Genomic DNA, 15,823 nt, shown 5'->3' with positions numbered 1-15,823 from the left:
AAGTTATGCTGATTTTTCCGCAAAAAGGTTAAAAAATTTTGGAGCTATGATCCTGGAACAGTGCTTGAATATTCTTTAAACATTTCAGCAAACTCAAGCACATCAAATATGTTAAGGCAATCGTGTAAAAAAAAATCTTGCAACCTACTAAAATAAAATTTATGACAAGTACTGCCAACTATCATTAACACGTTAAGGTTATCAATGTTGGGGTTTTCTTGTTTATACTCGCTGATACGAACAAACTTGATTGGAATGGTCTCGCCAGTATAGTCAACAAGTGCATTCTTGATTTCAGCAATAAATTCAGCTGACGTTTTGGATTCTAATTCTTTTAAATCAAGCTGTGTTTGAGTCATTTTGGTTGGCCTCCTCTTGATTCGTCTTAACCATCGACCCCGTACCAATCCACTTATCAATCTCATCGAGGTCGAAAATAACTATTCTTGGCGCAGGTCTTGAAAAAGGGATATCATTCGTTCGCATAAGGCGAAAAATAGTTGATTCGCTAACTGGACATCCAATAGAGTCAAGATATGAAGATACTTTTTTAGCTCCTCTTACTTTTCTCAACTAACTCACCTCGCTTCTAAATACATAAAATTTTACGAATATGCTTAATATGTTCTTGAGCCTTTGGACCATCTTTACGACCGTTGATAATGTCGGATAAATAAGCGTTTGAAATCCCGACTAAATCAGCAAGGTCTTTTTGCTTCATCTTGCGTTTGAATAACTCCGATCTAACTTGTGCCCCTAAATCCTCTGACATAATGTCACCTCACTTTCACTGAATAGCACGTATGGAACCTAGCAAACTTAACAATTTTGTCTTGCCAGCCTCGTTGTATTTCACTGGTAAGTAAAACCTGCCACTATTTTGATTTTGTTTAAAATTGCAGTATCTTGAATCTGAACGAATCCCATGTTTCTTGGAAAGCCAAGCAATCTTTTGTGGTTCCACTCTCGCAATTGCAGCCACATCTTTTGTCGTGTACCAATCTTGTTTAATCAGAGTTGACTCAGGTAACGTGTCACCAGTGAGTAACTGAACAATATGTGTCTGTATCACATTGTTCGATTCTTGATTGAGTACATCCCCATATTCTTTCAGACATTGGAGTAAACTTCTCGCCCTCATATATTCGATAGAAGCAGTTGGCAGAGGAATTTGTTCCTTGATGTTGTAATAGTCATCTACCAACATTTCATAAGCATCCCATGCTTCATCAGTATTGATGGACTTGGCATGAAGCCATGCGCCTTTCTCTGTCCAGAGGTAGAGAACAGATACAAATTTAAGGCTTTCGTCATTTTGACGACTGGCTTTAAATTCTTTTAAATCAACACCTTCTAACTTAATAAAGTGTTTACCAGGCTTGTATCTGTCTTTATTCCTTTCAAAATTTTTACTTAAAGTTTTATTATCAGTTCCATATACTTCCGCTAATTGTGTTGAAGTTAGAACCCTCATTCCGTTTTTAGTAATTGGTTGTAATTGATTCAATTTATTCCCTCCTCTCATCTACCTTTCTGCTAGAATGTTTAGTAGAAAGGTAGGTGTTATTTGTGGATAAAAATAAAATCATTCATGATATTGTCATGCTACATTTAGAGAAAACACATGATTTTGAACATGTTGTTTATGACATCGATGATTTAGCCTCAAAGTATGAGGACTGTTTTGAATCTGTAAAATTTATATTGGAAAACTTTGAACCTAACGAATAACTACATTGACTAATTTCTTTTCCGCTTCATTTAAAGCTATTTTGGCTTGACGGATTGTAAGATTGTTTTCACGGAACAACTCTTCAATCCGTTCACTTACTTCCAATGCTTTTTGTCTATCCTCCTTTGCTTTATTTAATTTCTCAAGATTTTTTGCCACCATCCTCTCTTACCTCCCTTCTATACATTTCTTTAAAAAAGCTATTTAATTAGCTAATTGTATTGACAAAAATTAAAGATAATTATAGACTAAAGACATAGCTAAATAAGACTTCAAAAAGCCTGTTAAATCAACATTTTAAACCGTTCCCCAACGATAAAATGACTATTATAAGGTTGCTTTTTCTGTTGTCTTTTTTGCTAATTAAATAGCTTACTTAGAGTATATTAAAGATTTTTATAGATGTCAAATGTAAATTAAAGAAATCTTTAATTTACTTTATGTGAGTAGCTAGGATGGTTGATATGACTACGTTTGACAGAGTAAAAAAATTATGTGAAGAGCAAAAAATATCAATTGTAGAATTGGAAGAGAAACTGAACTTTAGTAGAAACTCCCTTTATTCTTGGAAGAAAAATAACCCTTCTTCTGACAAATTAGAAAAAGTAGCCGACTACTTTGATGTAAGTACTGACTACCTTCTTGGACGCACTGATAAAAAACGATACTACGATTTAACAGAAAAAGATGAACTTGCTATCCAAAAAGAACTCAAAAAAATAATTGATGGTGAGGATGTAGACAATGCATTTGCAGCCTTTGACGGAAAAATCTTGGACGAACTAAACGAAGAGGATAGAGAGTTGCTAATTGCTTCATGGGAGAATACTTTACGATTAACTAAACGTATGGCAAAACAGAAATTTACTCCTAAAAGATATAGATAGTAAAGTGCGGTGATACCTTGATGGATATTAATAAGCTTGTTGGTCAACTAATTAAAAAATACGGTACGAGTAATCCATATAAAATAGCAGGTCAATTAAAAATAGCCATTGTTTTTGAGCCTTTAGGGTCAATTTATGGTTATTATAGTAGAACTCACCGTACTAAAGTAATCCATATCAACGAAGCAGTTACTGAACGAAAACAACTATTCACCTGTGCGCATGAATTAGGCCATGCTATATTACATCAAGATGTCAACACACCCTTCCTGAAAAAGCACACATTCTTTTCTACGGATAAAATCGAAGTTGAAGCAAACACATTTGCAGTCGAATTACTATGCCGAAAGGAGGCAGTAGACGATGTGATTACTGTTCATGAAGCAATTGAAGAATATGGTGTGCCTAAACAACTTGCTTTGTTGAAAAGTTTAGGTAAATAATTTTTTAAACAAAATTAGAACATACATTCTATATACAGGATGATTATTTTGAGATGCGGAGGTAATAAATCGTGGCTAGTTACGAAGAGCTTAAACACAATAAAAAAGGCTTACCAGGTATAAAGATAACCGTTGAACATGGATATGATGAAGAAACAGGCGAACGTATTCGATTTTTCAAAACGGTACGGATGAAAAATTTATCTGATCGAGCTATTAAAAAGGCAATTACCGATTTTGAAATCGAAGTAGCAAATAAAGAGAAAACAGAAAAGTTAGAGAATATTACATTTGCTCAGTTTGTTGAACGTTGGATGGATAATTACGTGAAAATTGATTTATCTGTTAGAACACGGAACGATTATAAATATCATTTAGATGGTGGGATTTTGGATGAATTGAAAGACCGTAAACTGGCAAGTATCAAGACTTTTCATCTAGTTGAATGCATAAATAAATGGAAAGAAAATAGCAGCCATATGGCACTTCAAAAATATGTCGTACTCAAGAGTATTTTTGCCACTGCTGTAGAGTGGAAAGTATTGAAAGAAAATCCAATGAAAGGAGCCAAGCGTCCACGCACAGAGAAAAGACATAAAGAATTAGAGTTTTATGATGAATGTCAATTAGGGCGATTATTCGAAGTACTTGAACACGTGAACAGAAAACATAAAATGCAAATTAAATTAACGGTACTTACTGGCTTACGAATGGGTGAACTCGGCGGTATACGCACTGAATGTATTGATTTTGAAAAGAATATCATATTAATTAACAAATCGCTACAATTCGACAAAGAAACCAAGAAACTTGTTTTAGGACCAACAAAAAATAAAAAAGCCCGTATAGTAGATGTACCAGATAAATTTATGAAGGAGCTAAAGTCGTTTGTGGAAGAACAAGATATGATGAGAGATGATATGGGCAGTGCATGGAATCCTATGAAAGATGATAACGGAGAACCAATCAACTTTTTATTTATTCGGGACGATGGATACCCGCAACATCCTAAATCCGCGGCTGTAGCGTGGGACAGAATAATGGAAAAATACAAATTACCGAAAATAAGCTTTCACAGCCTACGACACTCATACGCTTCTTACGCTCTTAGTAAAGGTGTTAATTTTAAAATAATCCAGGAACAACTTGGACATAGTGACATCAAATTAACAATTGGTACTTATAGTCACTTAACTGAACGTGATAAGGCGAACGCTAGTAATTTATTTAACGACTTACTTTAATGGTCACTTTTTGGTCACTTGTAAAAAATAATGCATATAAAATACAGTTATATCAATGTCTAATCTAGATTGTTGCACTATTGTCAAAATAAATCATCAAATCACCTTAGTCTCGGATAAATTTGCATTTACATATATTATCACAAAAGAAGGCAAATTAAAATTAGAAAGTAAGATATAAAAAGTCTCCTCTATGTCTTATTATTCGCAAAATTTAATTATTTTTCTAATATAGCAATTTATCTAAAAATTATGATATGATGATAAACGTTACGCAAATTTACGCTATTCAGACGTTTTCTTTACATCAGGAGGTTTTCAAGTGACTTTTAAACATACCCTTTCAATAGGATTAATGCTATTTGCGTTATTTTTCGGTGCCGGCAACATGATTTTCCCACCCCTACTTGGACAGGAAGCTGGAACAAATTTATGGCCAGCTATCATTGGCTTTCTAGTCACTGGCGTTGGCTTACCACTTTTAGGGATAGCGGCCGTTGCTTTAAATGGCGGTGATTTCGAAGAGCTTGGTGCTCGTGTTCATCCAATTTTCGGAATTATTTTTACAATCATCTTATATTTAGCTATTGGTCCTGTTTTTGCTATTCCAAGAACAGGGACAGTCGCTTTTGAAATCGGGGCTGCGCCATTTTTATCTAATGATGCAGCAAGTAATAGTATAAGCTTATTTATGTATACAATTATTTTCTTCGGTATTACATATTGGCTAGCGCAAAATCCGTCCAAGCTAGTGGACCGTATTGGCAAAATATTAACACCTGCCCTATTAGTAACAATCGCCGTTTTAGTTGGTAAAGCGATTTTTAACCCAATGGGAACCATTCCAAGACCAAGTGAAGCTTATTCATCTAACCCTTTCTTTAAGGGCTTTATCGAAGGCTACCTCACCTTGGATGCCCTTGCTGCCTTAGTTTTTGCGATTGTTGTTGTTTCAGCTGTAAAAGAGTTAGGTGTTACAGATAGTAAAAAAATAGCAATGACAACAATTAAATCAGGTCTGATTGCTGCAATCGGACTCATGCTTGTTTATTTGTCTTTAGCTTATCTTGGTGCAACAAGCGCTTCTGTTGTCGGTCAAGTTGAAAATGGTGGACAAATTCTTTCCATTGCAGCAAAGAAATATTACGATATTTTCGGTACGATTATGCTCGGGGCAGCCATCACCCTTGCCTGTTTAACAACTTCGGTTGGTTTAGTAACATCTTGCGCTGAGTACTTCCATAAGCTATGGCCGAAGATTTCCTATCAAGCACTTATAATCATCATATCAGTCTTTAGCATGCTTGTTGCCAATGTAGGTTTAACACAATTAATTAAACTTTCATTACCAGTTCTAATGATGATTTATCCGATTGCCATCACCCTTATATTTTTAGCCTTTCTTGACCGTTTGTTTAATCGGTCTCGCTATGTTTATATTGGCGGAGTAGTAGGCACAGGCATCGTTAGTATTTTAGACGGTCTTGTATTTGCAGGATTAGCTGGTGAAAAGGTAAGAAGTCTCTTAGCATCAATTCTCCCACTATATAATCATGGAGTGGGCTGGATTATTCCTGCTTTAATCGGTATTGTGCTCGGGTATATTCTTTCATTAATCAAAAAAGCTAAGAAAAAACAGCTTAAAGCTGCGTAATTTAAAACGGCTGACCAAAAGAGGTCAGCCGTTTTTATAATGTACTAGTATTTAGTAATTTTTCTATTTTTTTGAAAGCTCCCGGTTCCACTTCCTCGAGTGCAGTTGCCGCTTGTTCTAGCGCTAAATCGTAATCATACATACGAAAAACTTGTTCTGCTTCCAATAATTTTGCCGATAAAATGGCATTTTTTCTTCGATAACGATTGCCATATTGAATTAGACGTTCAACTAAAACTGCTTTTTCAACAATATCCTCTGTTTGTTCATGTGCTTTGTTTACAGCATTTTCGGCTTCTTCTAATAAATTATTTACCGCATACATATCAAGTGGTGATTCCTCCAGCTTAAATGCAACAGCCTTTACATTTGATTCAGCTGTATCAAATGTGCGCATAAGACTAGCAGGAAGACCTGGTAAATGATTTTTTCTAATTAACGCCCTTGCCTCAACAAGCATTTTCTTCATTTGCGTAATTTTCTCTTTTGCTTCACGCTCATCCTTACGAAGTGTATGCATCATTTCCATAAAATTATTGTACATCTCATTCACATTTTGGATGTTTTCTTTTATCTCTTCTAAATCATCGCGCAACTTTGTAGCAGGCTCGTTGTTTTCCTCTAGCCTTTTTACTAATCCCTCATATTTGGCAGTGATTTGCGCTACCTTTTTCTCAATTTTACGTTGGTCTTCTAAATCCTTTTCTTTTAAGTGATAAATTTGTTGGACACTTTCTGATTCTTCCTTAGTTTCTGTCGCTTGCTTTTCGAGCTCCCATATATGTGGTTCGATTGTAGGCATTTCTTTTTGCACAATCCCTTTTGCGAGTGCTTCCTTTTCTAAACAATCATAGATGTGCTCAATTCGGTCCTGTACATCAGCTATTCCATCCTTGGCAGCATCAATATCAGTTTGCTCTATTTTTCTTAAATAGGATTGAATTTCTCCCTCAATTTTGTCCAATTCTTTATTAATTTCAATATGCTCAACAACAAATCCTAATTGAAGCATTTCTTCTTGACCTTTTTTTAGTTCTTGGATTTGTGTAGGAAGCTGCCCATTGCAATATGTAAGTAATTGCGGAGTTTCCTCTATCTTAAAGCTGAGTTTTTCAAGATCAGCACGAATAATCAGGACAATCTCACGAGCCTCCAAATAATTGCCGCCTTCGGTCGCTGCCTCGAATTCTGTAAATTTTCCGAGTACTTCTTCGACATCTTTTTCTAATTGATTAATAGCATTTCCGAACGCATGCCTTGATGCTAACAAAATTTTACGTTGATTTTTCAACATGCCTTTCAGTTCTTCAATTTCCACTTTATTTTTTTCTTCACTGCCGATTAGCTCTTGCAGTTCCGCTAAAATAGCTGCTATTTTCTGATCTACGTGTTCTAAAATCTCTCGAATCCCTCGGGTTATTCCGCTTGCTTTTTTAAAGCGATATCGGTCAGCAGCTTCTTCTGCTTCAAATAATTGGTCGTCGATAGCTGGGAGTTCATTTGTAATGATTTCATCCCAAGTTACACGCCATACCTCAAATTTCTCTTCTGTTTGTCCAGTCATGTTTAACTGCTTAACCTTCGCAATTTCGTCTGTAACTGGCCTATTCATAATGCTTATTTTCCAAGCTTCTAGTTGATCAACTTCTGTATAAATTTTTTTTCTTTTTATAAACCCATATATGATAATTCCTAATAAAATTATAATAAAAAGTAACAAATACTCCATGATTGCCCTTACTCCTTCATTTCTATCATAGTTACCGTTGCAAAATTATTTTATTGTTTTTAACTACTAGCGATTTTGTATACATTTTCATTGTTTTTATGATACCATGTAAACAATCATTTTGCTTAAGTTTTTTCTAAAAAATAGTAGAAATATGGAGGAAAAAAATGAAAATTGATGGCCATATTCATTCTCCCTATTGTCCACATGGTTCAACTGATTCATTTGAACAATATATCAATCAAGCTATTTCTTTAGGTTACGGGGAAATTTCCTTTACGGAACATGCACCATTGCCAGCTACTTTCGCTGATCCAACACCTGATAAAGATAGTGGCATGAATCCCGATTTTCTTGAATTATATATTTCCGACTTACAAAAATTAAAAGAAAAATATAAAGATAAAATTAAAATTAATATCGGCCTGGAAGTTGATTATATCATTCATTTTGAAGAAGAAACTACCAAATTTCTTACTAAATTTGGACAATTTCTTGATGACAGCATTTTATCTGTTCATTTTTTATATAAAGAGGGGAACTATTATTGCCTTGACTTTAGTGTTGAGGAATTCGCGAGAATTATTTCTCTGTTTGGAACAACAGATGAGGTTTATCGAAGCTATTATGAAATAGTGAAACAATCCATCATGGCAGATTTAGGACCATTTAAACCGAAGCGAATTGGCCATATGACACTTGCTAATAAATTCCAAAAGAAATATCCTGCTAACACTGCTTTTCATGATGAAATCATCGACATTTTGGATCTCATTAAAGAGAACAATATGTCCTTGGATTATAATGGTGCTGGTGTTAGTAAGCCTTTTTGTTTAGAGCCTTACCCAGCAGAATGGATTGTAAAAGAAGCAGATAAACGAAAAATCCCTCTCATCTATGGGTCTGACGCCCATGTTTCAAGGGATTTAAATCAAGGCTATAAACAGCTTGTACCAACTATTAAACTTTCTTCCCCGACATCCTTGCTAGGCTAATTAACAAGCGATAGAGTGGACCGTTCATTTTGGATGGACAGGTTCTCTTCTATCCATCGTTCAATTTCCTTATAGTACTTCGAAACAAAATACGATTCTGCAGGATTAACATGTAAAACCTCTGTCATATATTGTAGATGAAGAAACGGCATCATTAACATTCCTTTTAGCTGCATGATTGTAATCACAATCGGAAGCTTTCGAAACTCCTTTTGTTGAATTCCACTCTCGATGATCGTTTGGAAAATATATTTTTCTTTTGTTAAATACGTCGTCATAATTTCTCTAACAAGCATTGTATCTAAAGTAATTTCTCGATAAACAAGTCTTGCCAGCTGATGGTTCTCACTTTCAAATTCCAATACAAAACGGACCGTCTCACAGAGAGCGACCTTAGCTCGTAAACGATCCATTTTCATAAAAACTTCTTCCAATACGGCGATATATCGCTCTAAAAAATTCGTCATCAACTCTTCTAATAAGCCTTTTTTTCCATTGAAATAATAAGAAATTAAAGCAATATTGACATCCGCCTTTTGGGCAATTTCCCGAACAGATGTACCATTATAGCCTTTGGCGTTAAATATTGAAATAGCGGCCTCAAAAACCTTTTGCTTCGTCTTTGACATTTCCTTCATTTTTTCACCCCAGTTCTTACCTGAATATGTTCTGTGCAAAAACTGGAAGTCCTTTAAGTTTTTATCGACAATAACTGTACTGCTTGATTTGTTTAGGACGAATATTGAGATTTATTGTCGCAAAAAAAAAGCACCCGAAAGTGCTTTTATTGATTGTTTTCTTCATATATGATGACGCGATTTTTACCGGTTTGTTTCGCCTTATAGAGGGCTTCGTCAGCACGGTTAAACAACTTTTTAACGGAATCGTTATTTTCCTTATTCCAAACGGTAATTCCGCATGAAATTGTTATTTTCGGATTTGTTTCGGCTTCCACTCTTTCAACAAGGCGTTTGGCCACCATAAGTCCAGTTTTTAAATCAGCTTTAGGCAGATAGATTGCTAATTCCTCGCCTCCCCATCTTGCACCAATATCATGTTCACGAATACTTCTTTTTATTATATTAGCAACTTGGATGATAACCTCATCACCAATTTGATGTCCATACGTGTCATTGATTGATTTAAAATCATCGATATCAATTAAAAGGAAGGCACCTAATGCATCTGTATTCATCGAAAGGTGAATTCTTTCATCAAGATAATTTCTTGAATAAAGCTTAGTCAAATGATCGGTAATCACCATTTTTTCTAATTCTTCTCTTAACATGGAATTCGTGAAGGCTAATGTTGAGTGATGGATAAGCGATTGTAATAATTTAAACTTATCAAAAGAAAAATGATAAGGATTTTCATGCAATACGTATACAGCACCAATAAGCATATTGCTTTGAATCATCGGAATCACCATAAGTGAGCGAAGCTTCCCTACTTTACTATTTTCATCTAAAGAAAGATCGCCAATAAAGATGGCATCCTTTTCTACCTTTATTTTTTTATTTATATATTTAAATAGATCTTCCACTTCATCAGAAAAGAAATACTCCGTGCTACCCATTAATACTTCAAATTGCTCTTTCCCATGAAACAATATGAAGCCTACTTCCCCAGCATCAAACGATGCTTTTATTTGATCAGTCATAAAATTGATCGTATCTGTTAAACGCAAATTTGTATTTAAACGATGGGATGTTTTATTAATTAATTGTAAATCTGAAATAAGCTTTCGTGATTGCTGATATAACTGAGCATTTTCCAAGGCACTTCCAGCTGTATTTGCCAATAATTCAATGAAACCAACTTCCTGCTTCGGAAAGACTAATGTATTAGGTGCAGTAACTTGCAGAACCCCATATATTCCTTGTTTTCCCTTTAACGGTGCATAGAGGACTGATCTACCGTCAATCATTGAATCTTCAAATTGAACATTACCTGTCAAATAAGCTTGGACAGCTGCATGATTTACTGATTCTGAACCGTATTCTAAATCACGAATAGGGAGGGATTGATCACAAGTCGTATCATGTGATAACAATAAGACGCAATCAAATGACGCATACACTTCTTGCAATGTGTGAATGACTTCTGCTAACACATCATCCATATTCATCGACGAATGGAATTTAGACGTCACGCGGTATAATTGCTCGTATCTTACCTCTTCATTTAAATAACCAAAATATCGTTTCGAGCTTTCCATTAATCTCGATGTCTCTATACCAACGAATTTAAGGAAGTCAGTTAATGTACTAGCAACTTCTTCCTGAATGGAATCGGATAATTCAAAATAAAGAAATCCAAACTTTGAACGTAATTTTCCGTGGTTATTTAGTAGAACAATATAAGCTGTCTCATTACCATCATTGCCCCATATAGAATCAGCAGATAAGACATCGTCTGCAACCGTTTTTACTAATTGTGTCTCAACAATTCGTTCTTTTGGAAGTGAATAGTAGCTTGAGTTCTTAGTAACAAAATCGGTTGACTGCTCAAGAAAATAACATTCTTTCCACTTATTGTATAAATATAAGCGCACAATATTCACACTAGTCATATCTTTTAAAAACTGCACTAATTTTTGATTTAATTGCGGAAGATTTGCCGAATGTTCTTCATCAATAATTAAATCAAAAAAATAGCTTTTTAATTTAGTTACATTATTTATTAGCATGCAATTTTCTTTGGGCATTTCAAATCACCTTCAAAATTGATTAGAAAGACATGGCTTTTAGCCCATAATGGCAAAAGTTGATGTCCTTTCTTAATAGTATAAATGAAATACGGTCGTTCTTAATATTATATTTCCATTATAAACTTTATAGTTATATTTTCCTATATTATTTTTAAGTAAATCTCGATTTCGATAAAATTATTCAGTTTTCTTGACTTTATGAGAAAAAAAAAATATAATAATTTTTGTGTGTAAAATAAAAGCAGCCTGAATGTGCTTGCTTTTGTTTCATTTTGTTCCTCTAAATAGAGGTGTATCGAGTAACTCTTTGCTGCTGGGGCGAGGGTACATGAAGACAAAATGGACAAATGTTCGGAGTGCATACGTCTGTGTTTTTATTTTACAAAATAAAAACATTGAAGGAGGAGCTATATTATGGCTCGTTATACTGGACCATCTTGGAAATTATCTCGCCGTCTTGGTATTTCACTAAGCGGAACTGGTAAGGAATTAGAAAAACGCCCTTACGCACCAGGTCAACATGGACCTAACCAACGCAAAAAACTTTCTGAATACGGATTACAATTACAAGAGAAGCAAAAGCTTCGTCATATGTATGGTGTAAATGAGCGCCAATTCCGTAACACATTTAATGAGGCTGGCAAAATGAAAGGTATCCATGGTGAAAACTTTATGGTTCTTCTAGAATCTCGTTTAGATAACCTTGTTTACCGTTTAGGACTTGCTCGTACTCGTCGTCAAGCTCGTCAGCTTGTAAACCACGGCCACATCGTTGTGAACGGCGGTCGCGTTGATATTCCATCTTACCGCGTAAAACCAGGACAAACAATCACTGTTCGTGAAAAGTCTCGCAACTTAGAAATCATTAAAGAAGCTATTGAAATCAACAACTTCGTACCTGATTTCTTAACTTTTGACGCTGAAAAGCTTGAAGGTACCTACACTCGCTTCCCAGAGCGTTCTGAAATGCCAGCAGAAGTTAACGAAGCATTTATCGTCGAGTTCTATTCACGTTAATAACATGCTCTTGTAGACTTCAGTATTTAAAAACCCTCAAACCCTTTATATATCAAGGGTTTGAGGGTTTTTTATTCAATATAGCCTAAAATTGTAGTATGTTAGATTTATTATAACTAGATAAGGAGCTTTTATGGAAACAGTTTCAATTGTAATCGGCGGTATCGGCTTGTTTTTGCTCGGTATGATTCTCATGACAGATGGGATGAAAGCGTTAGCAGGGGACTCCTTAAGGGAAACATTAAGTAAATTTACGGGCGGCATTTTTCGTTCAATCGCATCTGGAGCCGCTGTCACTGCAGTTGTCCAATCATCAAGTGCAACGACGTTAATGACGATTGGATTTGTTAGTGCAGGACTCATAACCTTTACACAATCGATTGGCATCGTTCTTGGTGCCAATCTCGGAAGTACGAGTACAGGTTGGATTGTATCGTTCATCGGCTTAAAGGTGAGTGTTACATCGTTTGCGTTTCCACTTATTGGAATTGGGGCGTTGTTAAAATTTTTTACAGAGGGTAAATGGGCGGCACAAGGAATGGTTTTCGCTGGCTTTGGCTTGCTCTTTCTCGGTATTGGTACGTTGCAGAACGGGATGTCAGGCGTTGCCGAAAGCTTTACACTTGAATCTTTTAACGAAGGAACATTCATTCAAATGCTAGCGCTCGTAGTAGTTGGACTTGTCATGACAGTTATCATGCAGTCCTCCAGTACGGCGATGGTTATTACATTAACAGCGCTTGCAGCTGAAGCGCTTTCGTTTGAACAAGCAGCCATTTTAGTCGTCGGGCAAAATATCGGAACAACATTAAAGGCGTATGTCGCAACAATTGGCGGTACAGTTCAAGCTAGAAGAACCGCAATGACACATATTTTATTTAATGTTCTCGTAGCATTAATCGCTTTTATTTTTTTACCTGCAATTGTAGCTTTTATTAAATGGCTAGGAAGTTTTCTTCACTATGACGACCCAGCAGTGTCTCTTGCTTTCTTCTCAACGCTTATTTATACGCTTGGAATTATTGTCGTCATTCCGTTTTTATCTTATTTTGTATTGCTCATTAGTCGAATTGTCCCTGAAAAAGATAATAAACTGACGAAGTATTTAGATGATAGTGTATTAACGGTGACACCAGTGGCAGTCGAGGCAACCCGAAGAACTTTAATTCGTATTATGAAAGCCATTGTCATTGCTGCAAAGGAACTGAATGAAGGAAAAATACTTACCTCTTCCATCCAAAAACAGTTAGAGGAAACGGAGTTAGCATTAAATGAGACTCGACAATTCGTCTCGCGAATGGGCAACCAAGCTTTTTCAAATACCGAGAAGGAATATTTTCAGCATATTGCTTTAATTCATGCAATCGATCATCTTGAGCGTTTATTGAAGGCAATTAGGGAGCCTGGCTATATTGAGTATGTAACAAGCGATGACTTGACTCTCCAACTCTCTGAAAATATGAATAAATTATTTACAACAATTGCGAATGATTTAACTTATGATCAGCACGGGGATTTAGTAGATATTGTGAAAATGAACAGTCTCTCTATTGCGGATATGCGTCGTTCAAGCAGAAAGGAAATTATTGAACGTACCGCTCTTCAAAAGGCTGATATTGATGCAACAATCCAAACAGTGAATACACTTCAATGGATCGATCGAATTGTCTATCATTTATGGAGAGGACTGCATCATTTGAATGCATGCCTTGAAGCAACATATAACGTGAAAAACGGCGAATAAAATTTAATTATGTATTTCTCTCTGCTTTTATGTATGATTTTAGAATATTTTGTTATAAAAAGTAAAAATGGTGTAGTAATCTTCCGAATTTTAAAATATAATTCAAACTACCTAGATGTTCGAATCTAAGGATACATAAGGGAGAGACTATTGATGCTTTTTCATTCTACTACGCCAAAACATTTAGATGAGTTACTTGAAGCAAGTCGACATTTAAAGAAAAAAATCGAAGCAAATGATTTTACCGCATCATACCCTTTTTCTTCACAGGAGACAAAAGAAGCAAAAGAAATTGCTGAAAACATTAACTTTGTTTTAAATGCGTTGCGAAAACAAGAGGAAAATACAGCGATTCGTTTAGATTTAGTTACAAAAGCGATTCATGTTGGCCTTTGGGATATGACTGTGATGGGAGGAGACCCCGTCAATCCGAACAACGAATTTATTTGGTCTGATGAATTACGTAGAATGCTTGGTTATAAAGACGTTAATGATTTCCCTAATGTGTTAGACAGTTGGGCATCGAAAATTCATCCTGATGAAAAAGAGTGGGTTCTGAATTCTTTTGCATCACATTTATTAGATCATTCAGGAAGAACGCCTTATGATATTGAATATCGTTTATTACGGAAAAGCGGAGACTATCGTTGGTTCCGTGCAACTGGAACAACCTTACGCGATAATCGAGGTGTTCCTTTACGGGTAGTTGGGGCTTTGTTTGATATTCATGAAAAAAAATTAGAAGACGAAGAATTACAATCATTAATTACCCGCTACGACCTAATTAATCGTGCATTAGTTGAAGCTCCTTGGGATATGACCGTCGTTGCTGGGGACCCAGTGAATCCGAATAATGAATTTTGGTGGTCACAGCAATTTAGAAAAACGCTAGGATTCAATGACGAGTCTGATTTTCCAAATGTGTTTAAAAGTTGGAGCAGCAGACTTCATCCAGAAGATAGCGACCGCGTGCTTCAAAGTTTCGCAAACCATATGAATGATTATTCAGGAAAAACGCCTTTTGACTTAGATTATCGACTACAATTAAAGAACGGGGACTATCGTTGGTTCCATGCTGGTGGTGAAACCGTTCGTGATGAAAATGGCATCCCGCTCCGCGTCGCGGGAACAATCCGTGATATCACTTTAGAAAAAAATAAGAAAGAATTTATCCACTCTATTAATGACCAGATGCAGCAATTATCCGATTCAATCAGTGAAATGGCGAAAGGGATTGAGTCTTTAACAACGCAAGCTCAGGAGCTTGCCTATGCCCAAGAACAATCATCGGTAGCTGCTAATAAAGCAAAAATAAGTACGGAAGAAACAAAAAACATTTCAAACTTTATTAGAGAAATTGCCGAACAAACGAATCTTTTAGGGCTGAATGCAGCAATCGAAGCAGCACGCGCAGGCGAACATGGTAAGGGATTTGGTGTTGTTGCTGAAGAGGTAAGAAAACTAGCTGTTAACAGCGCTCAGGCTACTGGTAACATTGAACATAGTTTAAATGATATGAACGATTTAATTGAAGAAATTTTAACACATATTGAAAATATGACAACGATGACACAAGGCCAAGCGGCTTTTACCGAGCAATTAAATGCCGCAATCGAACAAATAAGTGCGATGTCACAAACGATTGTCGAATTGGCTAAAACAATGTAA

The 15,823-nt window shown here is 35.7% G+C and carries 17 protein-coding genes; 9 read left to right on the top strand and 8 right to left on the bottom strand.

Translation table 11 applies throughout. The features are described 5' to 3' along the window. Positions 1-44: 44 nt before the first annotated feature. From GX497_05485 to GX497_05470, 4 genes are read right to left on the bottom strand one after another with little or no spacing between them, the layout of a single operon-like run. Positions 45-359, bottom strand: a complete 315-nt coding sequence (locus tag GX497_05485) for a hypothetical protein (GenBank protein ID HHY72667.1) — start codon at positions 357-359, stop codon at positions 45-47. Then, positions 340-573, bottom strand: a complete 234-nt coding sequence (locus tag GX497_05480) for an AlpA family phage regulatory protein (GenBank protein HHY72666.1) — start codon at positions 571-573, stop codon at positions 340-342. The genes GX497_05485 and GX497_05480 overlap by 20 nt, the downstream gene beginning before the upstream one ends. Positions 574-589: 16 nt before the next feature. Continuing rightward, positions 590-772 (bottom strand): helix-turn-helix transcriptional regulator, encoded by a 183-nt coding sequence (locus GX497_05475; protein HHY72665.1) that lies wholly within the window; start codon positions 770-772, stop codon positions 590-592. A 15-nt stretch (positions 773-787) separates the two neighbouring features. Continuing rightward, the gene (locus tag GX497_05470) at positions 788-1,507 is read right to left on the bottom strand and encodes an ORF6N domain-containing protein (GenBank protein HHY72664.1); all 720 of its coding nucleotides are present in this window, start codon (positions 1,505-1,507) and stop codon (positions 788-790) included. A gap of 62 nt (positions 1,508-1,569) precedes the next feature. On the opposite strand from GX497_05470, the gene GX497_05465 reads away from it, so the two are divergent. Next, on the top strand, positions 1,570-1,731 hold the full coding sequence (locus GX497_05465) for a hypothetical protein (GenBank protein HHY72663.1): 162 nt from the start codon (positions 1,570-1,572) through the stop codon (positions 1,729-1,731). On the opposite strand, the gene GX497_05460 is transcribed toward GX497_05465, so the two are convergent. Then, positions 1,721-1,894, bottom strand: coding sequence for a hypothetical protein (locus GX497_05460; protein HHY72662.1), 174 nt, complete (start codon positions 1,892-1,894; stop codon positions 1,721-1,723). The genes GX497_05465 and GX497_05460 overlap by 11 nt on opposite strands. A gap of 302 nt (positions 1,895-2,196) precedes the next feature. Here GX497_05460 and GX497_05455 point away from each other — a divergent pair, with 302 nt between their 5' ends. The 4 genes from GX497_05455 (at position 2,197) to brnQ (ending at position 5,960) form a co-directional block, all read left to right on the top strand. After that, positions 2,197-2,619 carry a helix-turn-helix transcriptional regulator gene (locus GX497_05455; protein HHY72661.1) on the top strand — a complete coding sequence of 141 codons (423 nt, stop codon included), beginning with the start codon at positions 2,197-2,199 and terminating at the stop codon, positions 2,617-2,619. A gap of 20 nt (positions 2,620-2,639) precedes the next feature. Then, complete coding sequence (locus GX497_05450) at positions 2,640-3,062, top strand: ImmA/IrrE family metallo-endopeptidase (protein HHY72660.1); 423 nt, start codon at positions 2,640-2,642, stop codon at positions 3,060-3,062. 71 nt (positions 3,063-3,133) lie between these two features. After that, positions 3,134-4,306, top strand: a complete 1,173-nt coding sequence (locus GX497_05445) for a site-specific integrase (GenBank protein HHY72659.1) — start codon at positions 3,134-3,136, stop codon at positions 4,304-4,306. 355 nt (positions 4,307-4,661) lie between these two features. Next, positions 4,662-5,960 carry a branched-chain amino acid transport system II carrier protein gene (gene brnQ, locus GX497_05440; protein ID HHY72658.1) on the top strand — a complete coding sequence of 433 codons (1,299 nt, stop codon included), beginning with the start codon at positions 4,662-4,664 and terminating at the stop codon, positions 5,958-5,960. 34 nt (positions 5,961-5,994) lie between these two features. Here brnQ and ezrA read toward each other — a convergent pair whose 3' ends face one another. Next, positions 5,995-7,689, bottom strand: coding sequence for a septation ring formation regulator EzrA (gene ezrA / locus GX497_05435; GenBank protein HHY72657.1), 1,695 nt, complete (start codon positions 7,687-7,689; stop codon positions 5,995-5,997). A 167-nt stretch (positions 7,690-7,856) separates the two neighbouring features. Here ezrA and hisJ point away from each other — a divergent pair, with 167 nt between their 5' ends. Next, a complete protein-coding gene (gene hisJ / locus GX497_05430) occupies positions 7,857-8,684 on the top strand; it encodes a histidinol-phosphatase HisJ (GenBank protein ID HHY72656.1) in 828 nt (275 codons plus the stop codon). On the opposite strand, the gene refZ is transcribed toward hisJ, so the two are convergent. Together refZ and GX497_05420 are read right to left on the bottom strand one after the other, a co-directional pair. Beyond that, positions 8,681-9,313: a forespore capture DNA-binding protein RefZ gene (gene refZ, locus GX497_05425; GenBank protein ID HHY72655.1), complete on the bottom strand. Its 633-nt coding sequence runs from the start codon at positions 9,311-9,313 to the stop codon at positions 8,681-8,683. The two genes, hisJ and refZ, sit on opposite strands and share 4 nt — an antisense overlap. A gap of 155 nt (positions 9,314-9,468) precedes the next feature. Continuing rightward, the gene (locus tag GX497_05420) at positions 9,469-11,391 is read right to left on the bottom strand and encodes a sensor domain-containing diguanylate cyclase (protein HHY72654.1); all 1,923 of its coding nucleotides are present in this window, start codon (positions 11,389-11,391) and stop codon (positions 9,469-9,471) included. A 417-nt stretch (positions 11,392-11,808) separates the two neighbouring features. Here GX497_05420 and rpsD point away from each other — a divergent pair, with 417 nt between their 5' ends. From rpsD to GX497_05405, 3 genes are all read left to right on the top strand, one after another. Beyond that, complete coding sequence (gene rpsD, locus GX497_05415; GenBank protein HHY72653.1) at positions 11,809-12,411, top strand: 30S ribosomal protein S4; 603 nt, start codon at positions 11,809-11,811, stop codon at positions 12,409-12,411. A gap of 133 nt (positions 12,412-12,544) precedes the next feature. Next, entirely contained in the window at positions 12,545-14,155 is a 1,611-nt protein-coding gene (locus GX497_05410) for a Na/Pi cotransporter family protein (protein ID HHY72652.1), read from the top strand. Positions 14,156-14,308: 153 nt separating this feature from the next. Further along, positions 14,309-15,823, top strand: a complete 1,515-nt coding sequence (locus tag GX497_05405) for a PAS domain-containing protein (GenBank protein ID HHY72651.1) — start codon at positions 14,309-14,311, stop codon at positions 15,821-15,823.

Origin of the sequence: Bacillus sp. (in: firmicutes), from assembly GCA_012842745.1 — a bacterium.
Lineage (GTDB): Bacteria > Bacillota > Bacilli > Bacillales > Bacillaceae_J > Schinkia.
Note: the sequence above shows the minus strand (reverse complement) of the source record. Positions and strands in the feature narration are given on the sequence as shown.

Excerpts from the sequence above, each read along its gene's own strand:
- GX497_05485 (HHY72667.1), bottom strand. The coding sequence starts at position 359 with ATGACTCAAACACAGCTTGATTTAAAAGAATTAGAATCCAAAACGTCA.
- GX497_05475 (HHY72665.1), bottom strand. The coding sequence starts at position 772 with ATGTCAGAGGATTTAGGGGCACAAGTTAGATCGGAGTTATTCAAACGC.
- GX497_05460 (HHY72662.1), bottom strand. The coding sequence starts at position 1,894 with ATGGTGGCAAAAAATCTTGAGAAATTAAATAAAGCAAAGGAGGATAGA.
- GX497_05455 (HHY72661.1), top strand. The coding sequence starts at position 2,197 with ATGACTACGTTTGACAGAGTAAAAAAATTATGTGAAGAGCAAAAAATA.
- GX497_05450 (HHY72660.1), top strand. The coding sequence starts at position 2,640 with ATGGATATTAATAAGCTTGTTGGTCAACTAATTAAAAAATACGGTACG.
- brnQ (HHY72658.1), top strand. The coding sequence starts at position 4,662 with ATGCTATTTGCGTTATTTTTCGGTGCCGGCAACATGATTTTCCCACCC.
- ezrA (HHY72657.1), bottom strand. The coding sequence starts at position 7,689 with ATGGAGTATTTGTTACTTTTTATTATAATTTTATTAGGAATTATCATA.
- hisJ (HHY72656.1), top strand. The coding sequence starts at position 7,857 with ATGAAAATTGATGGCCATATTCATTCTCCCTATTGTCCACATGGTTCA.
- refZ (HHY72655.1), bottom strand. The coding sequence starts at position 9,313 with ATGTCAAAGACGAAGCAAAAGGTTTTTGAGGCCGCTATTTCAATATTT.
- GX497_05420 (HHY72654.1), bottom strand. The coding sequence starts at position 11,391 with ATGCCCAAAGAAAATTGCATGCTAATAAATAATGTAACTAAATTAAAA.
- rpsD (HHY72653.1), top strand. The coding sequence starts at position 11,809 with ATGGCTCGTTATACTGGACCATCTTGGAAATTATCTCGCCGTCTTGGT.
- GX497_05410 (HHY72652.1), top strand. The coding sequence starts at position 12,545 with ATGGAAACAGTTTCAATTGTAATCGGCGGTATCGGCTTGTTTTTGCTC.
- GX497_05405 (HHY72651.1), top strand. The coding sequence starts at position 14,309 with ATGCTTTTTCATTCTACTACGCCAAAACATTTAGATGAGTTACTTGAA.